The organism is Streptosporangium sp. NPDC049248 (genome assembly GCF_040678965.1).
GTDB classification, from domain to species: domain Bacteria; phylum Actinomycetota; class Actinomycetes; order Streptosporangiales; family Streptosporangiaceae; genus Streptosporangium; species Streptosporangium fukuiense.
Genome location: NZ_JBFAQY010000061.1, coordinates 1 through 17,963 on the forward strand (window position 1 = coordinate 1; position 17,963 = coordinate 17,963).

Below are 17,963 nucleotides of genomic sequence, written 5' to 3' on the forward strand. Positions count from 1 at the left end.
TGCCCGGCCGACAACGCCGGCATCCCCGCCCGCGCCATCCGCTGCAGATCTATCACCCCCAGCCCACCGGTCATCCCGCTCTCCTGCGCCCACAACCCCCAGGCCAGCGACAGCCCCGACAGTCCCATGGCCCGACGCGCCTGAACCAGCGCGTCCATGAACGCGTTCGCCGCCGCGTAGTTGCCCTGCCCGGCGTTGCCCATCACCTCCGCCATGGAGGAGAACACCACGAACGCCGCGAGGTCCAGGTCCCTGGTGAACTCGTGCAGGTACCAGGCGGCATCGACCTTGGGCCGCAGCACGGTGTCCAGCCGCTCGGGCGTCAGCGACGGGATCGTGCCGTCGGCCAGCACACCGGCGGTGTGGATCACCGCGGTCAGCGGATGCTCGGCATCCACCCCGGCCAGCAGGGCCGCCACCGCGTCCCGATCCGCCATGTCACACGCCGCGACCGTGACCTCGACCCCGTGCGCGATCAGCTCGGCCCGCAACTCCACCGCGCCGGGAGCGTCCAGACCCCGGCGGCTGGTCAGCAGCAGACGCCGCACCCCACGCTCGGCCACCACATGCCGCGCGAACAGCGCGCCCAGACCACCGGTCCCACCGGTGATCAACACCGTGCCCTCCGGGTTCCAGACCCGGCTGTCCCCGCCGGAACCGGAACCGGAGACCGAGTCGGACGGGAGGGCGGAGACACGCTCAGAGTCGGGGCCTGCACCGGAGCCGAACGCCACCCGCGCCAGACGCGGCACCCACACCTCGCCTCCGCGCAAGGCCACCCGCGGCTCACCCGACGCCGACACCCCTGGCAGCACGTCGAGCAAGAACGGCAGCGAGGACTCCTGTCCGTCCACGTCGACCAACCCGAACCGGCCCGGGTTCTCCGACTGGGCGCTGCGGACAAGCCCGCACGCCGCGGCCACGACCGGGTCCGGACCCGCCTCATCCTCCACGGCGGCATCGATCGCGATCGCGCCTCGGGTGAGGAACACCAGCCGCGAATCGGCGAACCGGTCATCGGCCAGCCAGCCCTGCAGCATGTCCAGAACGCGGGCGGTCAGCGCGTGCGCCGACTCCACCACCCCGCCCTCCGGATCAGGGACCATCTCGGCCACCACCACGGCCGGCACCGTACCCGCCTCCGCCAGCGACGACAGCTCCGCGTGCACCGGCACCGGAAGGCCGCTGGCCTCCCCGGCCGTCCGCAACGCGGAGGCGACACCCAACGTGTCCAGGCCGAGCACTCCCACCGATACCCCGCCGGTCTCCGGCAAGGCGGCCGCGGGCACCCACTCCACTCGGAACAACGCGTCCCGACCGGCTCCGCGGTCATCGGAGGCGGCTTCCAGCAGCTCGGTCGAGACCGGTCGCAACACCACCGACCGCGCCGACAGCACCGGCTCCCCTGCCGCGTCCACCGCGTTCAGCGACACCGTGTCCGGCCCCGTCCTGGCCAGCCGCACCCGCAGTACCGAGGCGCCGGCCGCGTGCAGGCACACCTGTCCCCACGAAGACGGCAAACGGCCACCTTCCACCGGCTCCAGCCCGGCGAACGGCACCGCGTGCAGCGCCGCGTCCAGCAGCGCCGGATGCAGCCCGAACAAAGCGGCCCCACCGGTCTGCTCCGACAGCCTCAGCTCGGCGAACACCTCGTCGTCGCGCCGCCACGCCGCCCGCAGCCCCTGGAACGCCGGACCGTAGACCATGCCGTCCTCGGCCAGCTCCTCATACAGCCCCTCCAACTCGATCGCGGACGCCCCGGCCGGCGGCCACTCCGGCGCGTCGAACGGCACGACCTCCCCGACACCGGCCGCGAGCGTGCCGGTCGCGTACCGCACCCACGGCACCTCGTCGGCCGCCTCGGCCGACCGGGCGTAGACGTTCACCGTCCGACGACCCGATTCCTGAGAGGCGCCGACCCAGACCTGCACCGCGACCGCGTCGTTCTCGCCCAGCACCAACGGCGCGTCCAGCGTCAAACCCTCCACCACGTCACAGTCGACCTGGTCACCGGCACGCACCGCCAGCTCCACGAACGCCGAACCCGGCACCACCACCGAACCCGCCACCACATGATCGGCCAGCCACGACTGCGACGAGAGCGACAGACGGCCGGTCAGCAGCACACCGTCGGAATCGGCCAGGCCCACTGTCGCGCCCAGCAACGGGTGATCCGTCGCGGCCAGGCCCAGCCCTCGGGCGTCCCCACCCTGCCGCGCGTTCGGCCAGTACCGCTGGTGCTGGAAGGCGTACGTGGGCAGATCGACCCGGCGCGCGCCCGAGAAGACGGCCTGCCAGTTCACCAGCACACCGCGCACGAACAGCTCGGCCGCCGAGACCAGCACCCGCTCCAGACCGCCCTCGTCGCGGCGCAGCGTCCCGGCGATCACAGTGGTGGCGTCGGTCTCCTCCACACACTCGCCGATACCGACCGTCAGCACCGGATGCGAACTCACCTCGACGAACACCCGATACCGCTGCTCCAGCAACCGACCGACCGCCGGAGCGAAGGCGACCGTGCGCCGCAGGTTCTCACACCAGTACCCCGCGTCCAGCTCCGGACCCTCCACCCACTGACCCGTCACCGTCGACAGCATCGGCACCCGCACCGCACCCGGCACCACCCCCGCCAACACCTGGGCCAACTCCTCGGCGATCAGATCCACCTGCGCCGAATGCGAGGCGTAATCCACCGCGATCCGCCGCACCCGCACCCCCTCGGCGGCAAGACGCTCGACCAGCTCCTCCACCGCCGCGACCTCACCGGCCACCACCACCGAACTCGGGCCGTTCACCGCCGCCACCGACACCCCCTCCAGCAAAGCGGCCCGCACCCGCTCCACCGGCAACGCCACCGACGCCATCGCCCCACCCCCAGCCAACCGCTCGGCGATCAGACGGCTGCGCAACGCCACCACCCGGGCACCGTCGGACAACGACAGGCCACCGGCCACCACCGCGGCGGCGATCTCACCCTGCGAATGACCCACCACCGCATCCGGACGCAACCCCAGCGACTCCCACACCGCCGCCAGCGACACCATCACCGCGAACGACACCGGCTGCACCACATCCACCCGCTCCAACGACGGAGCACCCTCGCTCTGCCGGACCACCTCCAGCAACGACCAGTCCACGAACGGCTCCAACGCCGCCGCACACTCCGCCATCCGCCCCGCGAACACCGCCGACTCCTCCAGCAGAGCCGCCCCCATCCCCACCCACTGCGCCCCCTGACCCGGGAACACCCACACCATCCGACCGTCCACATCGGCCACACCCCGCACCACACCCGCCATGGGCTCACCCGAAGCCACCGCACCCAACCCCGCCGGCAACCCCTCACGGCCGGCACCGACCACCACCGCACGATGCTCGAACACCGACCGCGACGCCACCAGCGAGAACGCCACATCGGTCAGCGCGACATCGCGGCTCTCCATGTGCGAGACCAGCCGCCCGGCCTGGGCCCGCAGCGCCTCGCCCGTACGACCCGACACCACCACCGGAACCACGCCCGCGTCCGGTGCACGGTCCTGCGGACGGGCCACCGTCGCGGCCTCGGGCTGCTCGATGATCACGTGCGCGTTGGTGCCGCTGATCCCGAACGACGACACCCCCGCCCGACGCGGACGACCCGTTTCCGGCCACTCCACCGGCTCACTCAGCAGCTCCACCGCACCCGAGGCCCAGTCCACGTGCGAGGACGGCGCGTCCACGTGCAACGTCCTGGGCAGCACCCCGTGCCGCATCGCCATGACCATCTTGATCACACCCGCCACACCCGCCGCCGCCTGCGTGTGCCCCAGGTTCGACTTGATCGACCCCAGCAGCAGCGGACGGTCCTCCGGTCGGTCCTTGCCGTAGGTGGCCAGGAGTGCCTGCGCCTCGATCGGGTCACCCAGCGTCGTCCCCGTGCCGTGCGCCTCGACCGCGTCCACCTCGGACGGTGACAGCCTCGCCCCGGCGAGCGCCTGACGGATCACCCGCTGCTGCGAAGGACCGTTCGGCGCGGTCAGGCCATTGGACGCACCGTCCTGGTTCACCGCGGAACCGCGCACGACCGCGAGCACCTCGTGGCCGTTGCGGCGCGCGTCCGACAGCCGCTCCAGCACCAGCATGCCCACACCCTCGGAGTAGCTGGTGCCGTCCGCGGCATCGGAGAACGCCTTGGATCGGCCATCAGGCGCCAGCCCGCCCTGTGCGCTGAAGTCGATGAACGCCACCGGGGTGGCCATCACGGTCGCGCCACCGGCCAGCGCCAGATCGCAGTCACCCGTGCGCAGTGCCTGCGCCGCCATGTGCAGCGCGACCAGCGACGACGAACAGGCGGTGTCCACCGTCACCGCCGGGCCCTCCAGACCCAGCGTGTAGGAGATACGCCCGGTCGCGACGCTTCCCGCGGTGCCGGTGCCGATGAAGCCCATCGCCTCCGGCGGGAACTGGGCACCCATCCCGTAGTCGTGGTAGAAGATGCCGGCGAACACGCCGGTACGGCTACCGCGCAGCGAGGTCGGGTCCACACCCGTCCGCTCGATCGCCTCCCACGAGGTCTCCAGCAGCAGACGCTGCTGCGGGTCCATCGCCAGCGCCTCACGCGGCGAGATCCCGAAGAACCCAGGGTCGAACTGCGTGGCACCCTCCAGGAAACCACCCTCGCGCACGTAGCTGGTGCCCCGCTTCTCCGGATCCGGGTTGTACAGCGCCCCCAGATCCCAGCCACGCGTGGTCGGGAACTCACCGATCGCGTCCCCGCCCTCGGAGACCAGCCGCCACAGATCCTCAGGAGAGTCCACCTCACCCGGGAAGTGGCAGGCCATGCCCACGATCACGATGGGATCGTCGTTCAGGGGCATGGCGGGCGCGGGAATGATCGCGTCGGCGTGCTCGCCGAGCAGCTCGGCCAGCAGGAAGTCCGCCAGCGTGCTCGGCGTGGGGTAGTCGAACACCAGCGTGGACGGCAGCCGCAGCCCGGTCACCGTGTTCAGCCGGTTGCGCAACTCGACGGCGGTGAGGGAGTCAAAGCCCAGTTCGCGGAACTCCCGGCGCACCTCCACCGTGTCGGACGAGGCATGGCCCAAGACCATGGCCACCTCGGTACGCACCAGGTCCACCAGGACCTCGGCGCGCTCGGCCGCCCCCAGCGGAGCCAACCGCTGCAGCAACGTCGCAGCCACCACCGAGCCCGACGCCGCCGACCGGCGCCCACCTCGCACCAGCCCGCGCAACAGCGCCGGCACCTCGCCGTGGGCACGCAGCACAGCGAGCTCCAACCGGAGCGGGATCACCACCGACCGGGCCACCCGTCCGGCGGCGTCGAACAGTGCCAGTCCTTGCTCCACCGAGAGCGGCGGCATGCCCGTACGGGTGATCCGCCGCATGTCGGCGTCGCTCAGCGTGCCGGTCATTCCGGTGTCCTGGGTCCAGGCCCCCCAGGCCAGCGACTGTGCGGGCAGCCCCTCTGCCCGGCGCGCCTGCGCCAAGGCGTTGAGGAATGTGTTCGCGGCCGCGTAGTTACCCTGCCCGGGCGCTCCCATGACGCCCGACAGGGATGAGTAGGTGATGAACGCCGCGAGGTCCAGGTCCCGGGTGAGCTCGTGCAGATGCCAGGCCGCGTCCACCTTCGGACGCAGGACCCTGCCGAGCCGCTCCAGGGTCAGGGTCGGGATCGTCGAGTCTTCCAGCACACCGGCGGTGTGGATGACCGCGGTCAGCGGGTGCTCGGTGTCGATCCCGGCCAGCAGGGCCGCCACCGCGTCCCGGTCCGCCATGTCACAGGCGGCGACCGTGACCTCGACGCCGTGCGCGATCAGCTCGGCCCGCAACTCCAGCGCGCCCGGGGCATCCGGGCCCCGCCGGCTGGTCAGCAGCAGATGCCGCACACCTCGCCCGGCCACCAGATGCCGGGCCAGACTGCCTCCCAGACCACCGGTCCCGCCGGTGATCAACACCGTGCCCTCGGGCTCCCACGGCCGCTCGGTCTCCTCCGCCGGTGCCACCCGCGCCAGACGCGGAACCCACACTCCGCCCTCACGCACCGCCGCCTGCGGCTCACCAGAGGCCAGGACCCCGGCCAGCACGGACGAGGAAAGCTCACCGTCGACATCGACCAGCACGAACCGGCCCGGGTTCTCCCACTGCGCCGACCGCACCAGACCCCACACCGCCGCGGCCGCCAGATCGGCGACCACATCGCCTTCCCGCGCCTCGACCGCACCCCGGGTGACGAACACCAGCCGCGAAGCCTCGAACCGCTCATCGGCCAGCCACCGCTGCAGCAGGCCCAGGACATGCGCGACCAGCTCGTGCGTCGACTCCACCACGTTCTCGGCATCGGCCGATCCCACGGTGGCCATGACCACGTCCGGTACCGGATCCAGCGAGGCGAGCTCTCCGGTCAGCTCGACCACGCTCGCATCGGCCTTCGTGTCCGGCATCTCCGGCAGCGAGCTCCAGTCCAGTCCGAAGAGGGAATTCCGCTCCACTCCACGGCTGCCGTCCGCACCGGAGAACTGGTCGGGTGTGAAGGGACGCACGATCAGCGAGCGTGCCGACAGCACCGGCGCCCCCTCCTGATCCACCGCCGTCAGCGAGACCGAGTCGGCACCCGTCCTGGTCAGCCGCACCCGCAGCAGTGCCGCCCCACCGGCGTGCAGGCACACCTCTTCCCAGGAGAACGGCAGCAAGCCCCCCTCGACCACGTCCAGGCCGGCGAAGCTCACCGCGTGCAGCGCCGCGTCCAGCAGAGCCGGATGCAACCCGAACGAGCCCGCGTTCGACGCCGCCTGCTCGGGCAGCGCGACCTCGGCGAAGATCTCCCCATCGTGCTGCCATACGGCCCGCAGGCCCTGGAAGACCGGCCCGTACCCCAGCCCTCGGGTGGCCAGCTCGTCATAGAGGCCGTCCAGCTCGATCGCGGTCGCGCCGGCCGGAGGCCATGCCGCCGTGTCGAACGGTGCGGCGACCCGGCTGCCCGTGGCGAGCGTACCGGTGGCGTGCCGCACCCACGACACATCATCACCGGCCTGCGCCGGCCGGGAATAGACGTTCACAACACGCCGGCCGGTCTCCTCCGGCGCCCCCACCGCGATCTGCACCACGACCGCATCGTCCTCGCCCAGCACCAGCGGAGCGGCCAGGGTCAGCTCTTCGACCACTTCACAACCGACCTGGTCACCGGCCCGGATCGCCAGCTCAAGGAACCCCGTCCCCGGGAAGAACACCATGCCGGCCACCGAGTGATCGGCCAGCCACGGATGCGACGAGAGCGCCAGCCGCCCGGTCAGCACCACCCCGTCGAAGTCGGCCAGACCCACCGCGGCACCCAGCAGCGGATGATCCGTCGCGGCCAATCCCGCCGCCGCCACATTCCCCGCACCGGAGCCGGTGCTCTCGGGCCAGAACCACCGGTGCTGGAAGGCGTAGGTGGGCAGTTCCACCCGGCGAGCGCCAGAGAACAGAGCCTGCCAGTCCACCGCCACGCCGCGGACGAACAGCTCGGCCGCCGAGACCAGCACCCGCTCCAGACCGCCATCGTCGCGGCGCAACGTCCCGGCGACCACGGTGGTGGCGTCGGTCTCGTCCACGCACTCCTGGACCCCGACCGTCAGTACGGGGTGCGGACTCACCTCGACGAACACCCGATACCGCTGCTCCAGCAGCTGCCCGACCGCCGGAGCGAAGGCGACCGTGCGGCGCAGGTTCTCACACCAGTACCCCGCGTCCAGCTCCGGACCCTCCAGCCACTCGCCGGTCACCGTCGACAGCATCGGCACCCGCACCGGCCCCGGCTCCACCCCCGCCAGGACCTGGGCCAGCTCATCGCCGATCAGATCCACCTGCGCCGAATGCGAGGCGTAATCCACCGCGATCCGCCGCACCCGCACCCCCTCGGCGGCAAGACGCTCGACCAGTTCCTCGACCGCCGCGACCTCACCGGCCACCACCACCGAACTCGGGCCGTTCACCGCCGCCACCGACACCCGCCCATCCCAGGCCGCCACAGACTCCGCCACCCGCTCGGCCGGCAACGCCACCGACGCCATCGCCCCACCCCCAGCCAACCGCTCGGCGATCAGACGGCTGCGCAACGCCACCACCCGGGCACCGTCGGACAGCGACAGGCCACCGGCCACCACCGCGGCGGCGATCTCACCCTGCGAATGCCCCACCACCGCGTCCGGACGCAACCCCAGCGACTCCCACACCGCCGCCAGCGACACCATCACCGCGAACGACACCGGCTGCACCACATCCACCCGCTCCAGCGACGGAGCACCCTCGCTCTGCCGGACCACCTCCAGCAACGACCACTCCACGAACGGCTCCAACGCCGCCGCACACTCCGCCATCCGCCCGGCGAAGACCGCCGACTCCTCCAGCAGAGCCGCCCCCATCCCCACCCACTGCGCCCCCTGACCCGGGAACACCCACACCGACTTCCCAACCACATCGGCCACACCCGCGACCACCCCGGGCACCGACTCACCCGAGGCAACCGCAACCACCCCCGCCAGCAGACCCGCACGATCCCCGCCGACCACCACCGCCCGGTGCTCGAACACCGACCGCGACACCACCAGCGAGAACGCCACATCGGTCAGCGCGACATCGCGCCCCTCCATGTGTGAGACCAGCCGCCCGGCCTGGGCCCGCAGCGCCTCGCCCGTACGACCCGACACCACCACCGGAACCACGCCCGCGTCCGGTGCACGGTCCTGCGGACGGGCCACCGTCGCGGCCTCGGGCTGCTCGATGATCACATGCGCGTTGGTGCCGCTGATCCCGAACGACGACACCCCCGCCCGACGCGGACGACCCGTGTCCGGCCACTCCACCGGCTCACTCAGCAGCTCCACCGCACCCGAGGCCCAGTCCACGTGCGAGGACGGCGCGTCCACGTGCAGCGTCCGAGGCAACACCCCGTGCCGCATCGCCATGATCATCTTGATCACACCCGCCGCACCGGCGGCGGCCTGGGTGTGGCCGAGGTTCGACTTGATCGACCCCAGCAGCAACGGCCGATCCCGGTCCTGACCGTAGGTGGCCAGCAGCGCCTGAGCCTCGATCGGGTCACCCAGAACCGTGCCGGTCCCGTGCCCCTCGACCGCGTCCACCTCCGACGGCGACAACCTCGCACCGGCCAGCGCCTGACGGATCACCCGCTGCTGCGAGGGACCGTTCGGCGCGGTCAACCCGTTGGACGCACCGTCCTGGTTCACCGCCGAACCCCGCACCACCGCCAGCACCTCATGGCCGTTGCGGCGCGCGTCCGACAACCGCTCCAGCACCAGCATGCCCACACCCTCGGACCAACCCGCGCCGTCGGCCGCGTCCGAGTAGGACTTGCACCGCCCGTCGCCGGCCAGGCCGCCCTGCCCGGTGAAGTCGATGAACGGGCTCGGAGTGGCCATCACGGTCACGCCACCGGCCAGGGCCAGCGAGCAGTCACCGCCGCGCAGCGCCTGCGCGGCCAGGTGCAGCGCGACCAGGGACGACGAACAGGCGGTGTCCACCGTCACCGCCGGGCCCTCCAGGCCCAGCGTGTAGGAGATACGCCCGGTCGCCACGCTTCCCGCGGTGCCGGTACCCATGAAGCCCACCACGTCCGCCGGGAACGGCATGCTGGTCGCATAGTCGTGGTACATGACTCCGGCGAACACGCCCGTACGGCTGCCGCGCAGCGAGGTCGGGTCGATCCCGGTGCGCTCGATCGCCTCCCAGGTGGTCTCCAGCAGCAGCCGCTGCTGCGGATCCATCGCCAGCGCCTCACGCGGCGAGATCCCGAAGAAGCCCGGATCGAACTCTCCGGCCTCGTGCAGGAAGCCGCCCGCTTCCACGTAGTTGACGGCTCGGCCCTCGGTACCCCCCTCAAGGGAGCCACGACTCCAGCCGCGCGTCGTCGGGAAGGGAGAGATCGCGTCCCCGCCTTCACTGACCAGTCGCCACAGATCCTCCGGCGAGGTGACCCCGCCCGGATAGCGGCATGCCATGCCCACGATCACGATCGGATCGTCCGCGACCGGTACCACCGACGCGGGGATGACCACGTCGGCGTCCTCACCGAGCAGCTCGGCCAGCAGGAACTCCGCCAGCGTGGCCGGCGTCGGGTAGTCGAACACCAGCGTCGCCGGGAGGCGCAGCCCGCTCACCCCGTTCAGCCGGTTGCGCAGCTCGACCGCGGTCAGGGAGTCGAAGCCCAACTCGCGGAACTCCCGCCGCACCTCCACCGTCTCCGGCGACGCGTGCCCGAGCACGACCGCCACCTCGGTCCGCACCAGATCCAGCAGGACCTCGGTGCGCTCGGCCAAGCCCAGCGGAGCCAGCCGCTGCAACAACGTCGCGGCCACCACCGACCCGGACGCCGCCGACCGGCGCCCACCTCGTACCAGCCCACGCAACAACGCCGGTACGTCACCCTGTGTCCGCAGCGACGGCAGGTGCAGTCGCACCGGCACCAGTACCGGCTGCTCAAGCGCGGTGGCGACCTCGAACAGTGCCAGGCCGTGCTCCAGCGACAGCGGCGGCATCCCCGCCCGCGCCATCCTGCGCATGTCGGTGTCGTCCAGCGTGCCGGTCATCCCGACGTCCTGGGTCCAGGCTCCCCAGGCCAGCGACAGGGCGGGCAGACCCTCGGCCCGCCGGTGCTGGGCCAGCGCGTCCAGGAAGGCGTTGGCGGCGGCGTAGTTGCCCTGCCCGGCGTTGCCCATCACTCCGGCCAGCGAGGAGAACAGCACGAACGCCGCCAGGTCCAGCCCCCGGGTCAGCTCGTGCAGGTGCCACGCGGCGTCCACCTTCGGCCGCGACACCACCTCCAGCCGCTCCGCCGTCAGCGACAGGATCGTCCCGTCGTCCAGCACACCGGCGGTGTGGATCACCGCGGTCAGCGGACGCTCGGCCGGTACCCCTGACAGCAGTTCCGCCAGCGCGTCCCGGTCCGCCACATCGCAGGCCACGATCTCGACCTCGACGCCGTGCGCGATCAGCTCCGCCCGTAGTTCCGTCGCGCCGGGGGCGCCCATACCCCTGCGGCTGACCAGCAGCAGGTGCCTCACTCCACGCTCGGCCACCACGTGCCGCGCGAACTGCGCCCCCAGCCCACCGGTCCCACCGGTGATCAGTACGGTGCCGTCCAGGTCCCACGGCCGCCCGCCCTCATCGGCCGGCGCCACCCGCGCCAGGCGCGGAACCCGCACCTCACCCTCGCGTACCGCCGCCTGCGGCTCACCCGAGAGCGACACCCCGGCCAGTGCCGATGAGGACAGCTCCCCGTCGACGTCGACCAGCACGAACCGGCCCGGCTCCTCCCACTGCGCCGACCGCACCAGACCCCACACCGCCGCGGCCGCCAGGTCCGCGACGGCCTCGTTATCACTCGTCGCGACGGCGCCCTCGGTCACGAACACCAGCCGGGAGCGGCGACAGCGATCATCGGTCAGCCACGCCTGCAGCAGGCCCAGCGCCGCGATGGTCAGTTCGTGAACCCCGGTGACCACGTCGCTCCGCGCCGCGGAGCCGACCGCGACGGTCACCGTCTCCGGTACCGTCTCCAAGGCCGCCAGCGCCGCCTCCGGATCCGATGTCAGATCCAGGATCGGCTCGACCAGGTCGAGCTCGGTGCCGGCCTCCGTCGGCATCTCGGGCAACGCCGTCCAGGTCGGCTGGAACAGCGAGTCCCGGTACGGATCGCCGCCGCCGACGGTCAGCTGGTCGGCTGCGACCGGCCGCAGCACCAGCGAGCGCGCCGACAGCACCGGCTCCCCCGCACCGTCCACCGCGATCACCGAGACCGCGTCGCCACCGGTCCTGGCCAGCCGCACCCGCAGCACCGACGCGCCACCGGCGTGCAGACACACCTCTTCCCAGGAGAACGGCATCCGGCCGCCCTCGACCACGTCCAGGTCGGCGAAGCTCACCGCGTGCAACGCCGCGTCCAGCAACGCCGGATGCACCCCGAACGCCCCCGCACTCGGCTGCGTCTGCTCGGGCAGGACGACCTCGGCGTACACCGCGCCATCCACACTTCGCCAGGCCGCTCTCAACCCCTGGAACACCGGACCGTAGTGGAACCCGCCCGCGGCGAACTGCTCGTACAGGTCGTCCAGCTGGACCGCGGTCGCATCGCGCGGCGGCCACACCGCCGTGTCGAAGCCGGCCAGGGTGTCGGCGAGCGCGCGAGACCGGCCGTCGGCCACGGCCAGCACACCGATGGCGTGCCGCACCCACGGCTCCTCGTCGGCGGCCTCGGCCGAGCGGGCGTAGACGCTCAGGTTGCGGCGGCCGGACTCCGCCGCCGCGCCCACCCACACCTGCACGGCGACGGCGTCACTCTCGCCGAGCACCAGCGGCACGGTCAGGGTCAGTTCCTCCACCAGGTCGCAGCCGACCTGGTCACCGGCCCGGATCGCCAGCTCAAGGAACCCGGTACCCGGGAAGATCACCGTTCCGGCCACCGCGTGGTCGGCCAGCCACGGATGCGTCCGCAGCGACAGCCGGCCGGTGAGCAGCACTCCGGCCGAGTCGGCCAGGCCGACCGCGGCACCCAGCAGCGGGTGCCCGGCGGAGGCCAGGCCGGCGGCCGCCACGTTCCCCGGCTGGGAACCGGCCGCGTCGGGCCAGAACCGCCGACGCTGGAACGCGTACGTCGGCAGGTCGATCCGGTGTCCGCCCCGGAGCACCGCCCGCCAGTCCACCGGTACTCCGCGCACGTGCAGCCGCGCCAGCCCCTCCATGATCGCGCTGTGCTCGTCCCGGTCCCCGCGCAGCACCGGCACCAGTACCGCGTCGGTGCCGGAGAACTGGGCGGGCGAGTCGTGAGCCGTGAGCTCGGCCAGGGTGTCCTGGGCCATCGCGGTGAGCACTCCGTCCGGCCCGAGTTCCAGGTAGGCCGTGGCACCCTGCCGGTGCAGCGTCCGCACCCCGTCGGCGAAGCGCACCGCGCTTCGCACCTGCTCCACCCAGTAGCCGGGCGAGCACAGCTGCTCGGCCGTGGCCATCTCACCGGTCACCGTGGACACGATCGGAATCCGCGGCGCACCGAAGGTCAGTGTCCGGGCCAGGGCACGGAAGTCCTCCAGCATCGGGTCCATCAACGGCGAGTGGAAGGCGTGCGACACCCGCAGCCGCCGGGTCTTGACCCCCCGCTCCTCCAGCGCGGCCACGACCTCAAGAACGGCCTGCTCAGCACCGGAGATCACCACGGACGCCGGGCCGTTGACGGCCGCGACCGACACCTCGGTCTCGCGCCCGGCCAGCAGCCCGGCGATCTCCTCTTCGGAGGCCCGCACCGCCACCATCGCCCCGCCCTGCGGCAGCGCCTGCATCAACCGGCCGCGCGCCGCCACCAGCGCGCAGGCGTCCGACAGGGACAGCACCCCGGCCACGTGCGCCGCGGTGATCTCCCCGATCGAGTGCCCGGCCAGCACCTCCGGCCGCACCCCCCAGGACTCGACCAGCCGGAACAGCGCCGTCTCCACCGCGAACAGCGCCGGCTGCGCCCACCCGGTCTGGTCGAGCGCCTCCGCCCCGGCCGACCCCGGCTCGGCGAACAGCACCTCCCGCAACGACCCGTCCAGCAGCGGGTCCAGCTCCGCGACCACCTCGTCCAACGCCGCCGCGAACACCGGGAACCGCGCGTACAACTCCCGGCCCATCCCCGCCCGCTGACTGCCCTGACCGGTGAACAACACCGCCGGCTTCGATTCGGCCTCGGCCGACCCCTGCAGCACGCCCGCGCTCGACCGGCCCTCGGCCAGTGCCCGCAGGCCGGCTCCCAGACCCGCGTGGTCGGCGGCCACCACGGCCGCCCGGTACTCGAACGCCGAGCGCGTGGTGGCCGTCGAGAACGCCACGTCCGCCAATCGCAGACCGGGCTCGCCGTCCACGTACGCCGCGAGCCGCTCGGCCTGCGCCCGCAGCGCCTCCGCCGACCGGCCGGAGACCAGGACCGGCACGGCACCGTCCGACGCGGGTGGACGCTCCTCGGACTCCACGTCCCGCGTTTCGATCCGCTCGATGATCACGTGCGCGTTGGTGCCGCTGATTCCGAACGACGAGACCGCCGCCCGGCGGGGGTGATCGGTCTGCGGCCACTCGGCCGGCTCGGTCAGCAGCTCTATCGCGCCCGAGGTCCAGTCCACGTGCGAGGACGGCTCGTCGATGTGCAGCGTCCTGGGCAGCACCCCGTGCCGCATCGCCATGACCATCTTGATCACACCGGCCACGCCGGAGGCCGCCTGGGTGTGACCGATGTTCGACTTCAGCGATCCGAGCAGCAGCGGCCGGTCCTCCGGCCGGTTCTGCCCGTAGGTGGCCAGCAGTGCCTGGGCCTCGATCGGGTCACCCAGCGCGGTGCCCGTGCCGTGGCCCTCCACCGCGTCCACCTCTGCGGGGGTCAGGCCCGCGCCGGCCAGGGCCTGGCGGATCACCCGTTGCTGCGAGGGGCCGTTCGGCGCGGTCAACCCGTTGGACGCGCCGTCCTGGTTCACCGCGGAACCTCGCAGGACGGCCAGGACCTGGTGGCCGTTGCGCCGCGCGTCGGACAGGCGCTCCAGGACCACCATGCCCACGCCCTCGGCCCAGCTGGTGCCGTCGGCGGCATCCGAGTAGGACTTGCACCGCCCATCGGCGGCCAGCCCGCCCTGGGCGCTGAACTCCACGATCCCCATCGGGGTGGCCACCACGGTCACACCGCCGGCCAGCGCCAGCGAGCAGTCACCCGCGCGCAGCGCCTGCGCGGCCATGTGCATCGCCACCAGCGACGACGAGCAGGCGGTGTCCACCGTGACCGCCGGGCCCTCCAGTCCCAGCGTGTAGGACAGCCGGCCCGAGGTCACGCTCCCCGCCTGGCCCGTCACCATGAAGCCGCGGGCCTCGTCCGACGGGACGTAGCCGGAACCGCTGGCGCCGACGTAGACACCCGTGTCGCTGCCCCGCAGCGACAGCGGGTCGATTCCGGCGCGCTCGAACGCCTCCCAGGTGGTCTCCAGCAGAACACGCTGCTGCGGGTCCATCCCCAGGGCCTCACGCGGCGAGATCCCGAAGAACCCGGCGTCGAACTCCGCGGCGTCGGACATGAAGCCGCCGTGGAAGTCCAGTTCGCCGTTCACCTGCCAGCCCCGGTCGACCGGCAGCGGGGAGATGGCGTCGCGCCCCTCGGTGACGAGCCGCCACAGATCCTCGGGAGAGTGCACCTCACCCGGGTAGCGGCAGGCCATCGACACGATCACGATCGGGTCGTCGGCCACCGACGCGACCGCCGTCGGAACGACGACGTCACCGTGCTCACCCAGCAGTTCGGCCAGCAGGAACTCCGCCAGCACCACGGGGGTCGGGTAGTCGAACACCAGGGTGGCGGGCAGCCGCAGCCCGGTGGCGGTGTTCAGCCGGTTGCGCAGCTCGACCGCGGTGAGGGAGTCGAAGCCCAGCTCGCGGAACTCCCTCCGCACCTCCACCATCTGGGGTGAGGCGTGCCCCAGTGCCATGGCGGCCTGGGCCCGGACCAGCTCGGTCACCAGCCGGTTGCGGTCGGCGGGGGGCAGCCCGGCCAGCTGCCGCAGCAGCGCCCCGTCCGCGCCCGACACCGGGGCCGCCGCCGTACGGCGGGTGCCCCGCACCAGCGAGCGCAACAGCGGAGGCACCTCACCGAACGCCCGCAACGCCGGCAGGTTGAGCCGAACCGGTGCGACCACCGGCGTGTCGCAGCCCAGAACCGCGTCGAACAGCGCCAGTCCCTCGGCGAAGGAGAACAGCTGGAATCCCGCGGCCGTCAGCCGGCGGAGGTCCGTCTCGGAGAGCTCTCCGGCCATACCGGCGTCCGCCGCCCACGGTCCCCACACCAGGGACAGGCCCGGCATGCCCTGGGCCCGGCGGTGCTGGGCCAGCGCGTCCAGGTAGGCGTTGGCCGCCGCGTAACCGCCCAGTCCCGCGCCGCCGACCAGCCCGGCCATCGAGGAGTACATGACGAAGGCGGCCAGGTCGAGGTTCCGGGTGAGTTCGTGCAGGTGCCAGGCACCGTCGGCCTTGGGCCCGAACACGTTGGCCAGCCGCTGCGCGTCCAGCGACAGGATCATGCCGTCGTCACGGACGCCCGCGGTGTGGATGACCGCGGTGAGCGGGTGCTCCGCCGGCACGCCGGCGAGCAGCTCCGCGGCCTGGTCCCGGTCGGCCAGGTCGCAGGCGACGATGGTGACCTCGACCCCGTGCGCGATCAGCTCGGCCTGCAGCTCCACCGCGCCCGGAGCGTCCAGCCCTCTCCTGCCGGTCAGCAGCAGGTGCCGGACCCCGTGCTCGGCCACCAGATGCCGGGCCAGGTTGCTTCCCAGACCGCCCGTGCCACCCGTGATCAGAACGGTGCCATCGAGATCCAGCCGCCGCGCGCCGTCTCCACCTGGCGTCAGGCGGACCAGCCTGGGGACGCGGGCCGCGTGTTCGCGGATCGCCACCTGGGGTTCGCCGCAGGCCAGCGCCTCGGGGAGCGCCGACAGCCCGGTCTCCCGCTCGTCCACGTCGACCAGCACGAAGCGGCCGGGATTCTCGGCCTGCGCGACGCGTACGAGCCCCCAGACCGCGGCCGCCGCCGGATCCGTGACGATCTCGTCTTCCCCGCCGGCGACCGCGCCCCGGGTGACCAGCACCAACCTCGACTCGGTGAACCGGTCATCGGCCAGCCACTGCCTCAGCAGTTCCAGCACCCGGCCGGTCAGCTCCTGTGCCGCCGCCCCGCCCGCCTCGGCGGGCGAGCCGATCTCGACGGTCACGACGTCCGGCACCCGGTCCAGTGCCCCGGGCTCGGTCTGACCCGGCTCGGCCCAGCGCAGGTCGCTCAGTCCCGGACGACCCGGTTCGGACCAGTCCAGCTCGACACAGTCCAGGCCGGCCACCGCGTCCGTCGGAGAGACGACGGTGGGCGCGACCACCCACTCCAGGGTGAACAGCGCGTCCCGTTCCGGTCCCCGGCCGCCGGAGGCGAGCATCTGGTCCGCGGACACCGGCCGGAACACCAGCGACTCCGCCGTCAGCACCGGCGCGCCCTCGGCGTCCACCGCCGCCAGCGACACCGAACCGCTTCCGGTCTTGACCAGCCGCACCCGCAACGCCGAAGCACCGTTGGCGTGCAAACAGACGCCACCCCAGGAGAACAGCAGCCGCCCCTGGCCCGGCTCCGTCAGCTCCATGAACGAGGCCGGCTGCAACGCCGCGTCCAGCAGTGCGGGATGCAGGCCGAACAGACCGACGTCGCCGACCTCCTCCGGCACCTCGACCTCGGCGAAGATCTCCCCGTCGCGCTGCCAGGCCGCCCGCAACCCCTTGAAGGTGGGCCCGTAGACCACGCCGCCCTCGGCCAGGTCGTCGTACAGCCCGTCCAGCGCGATGGGCGTCGCGCCCTCGGGCGGCCAGGTGGCCGTGTCGAACCGTGCCGTACGCGCTCCGACCCCCAGCACACCGGCCGCGTGCCGCACCCAGGGCTGGTCCGGCGCGTCGGCGAGCCGCGCGTAGATCGCGAGGTTCCTGCGGCCTGTCTCGTCGGACGCGCTCACCACCACCTGGACGGCGACGGCGCCGTCCGGGGCGAGCACCAGCGGGGCGGCCAGGGTGAGTTCTTCCACCCGGTCGCAGCCGACCTGGTCCGCCGCCCGGATCGCCAGTTCGAGGAACCCGGTGCCGGCGAACAGCGCCGTGTCGGCCACCGCGTGATCGGCGAGCCAGGGGTGCGCGCGCACCGACATCAGGCCGGTGAGCAGCGCGCCGTCGGAGTCGGCGAGCCCGACGGCGGCGCCCAGCAGCGGGTGCCCGGCCGCGACGAGGCCGAGCCCCCGGGCATCGGCGATCCGCACCCCGCTCGGCCAGTAACGCCGGTGCTGGAAGGCGTACGTCGGCAGGTCGACCCGTCGACCGCCGGTCAGCACCTGCCGCCAGTCCACCTTCACCCCACGGACGAACAGCTCGGCCGCCGAGACCAGCAC

1 protein-coding gene is annotated in these 17,963 nt (G+C 72.6%); it reads right to left on the bottom strand.

Annotated features, from left to right (window positions below; translation table 11 throughout):
- On the bottom strand, positions 1–17,963 hold a 17,963-nt coding region (locus tag AB0K21_RS44200), incomplete at both ends, for an SDR family NAD(P)-dependent oxidoreductase (protein ID WP_364159124.1).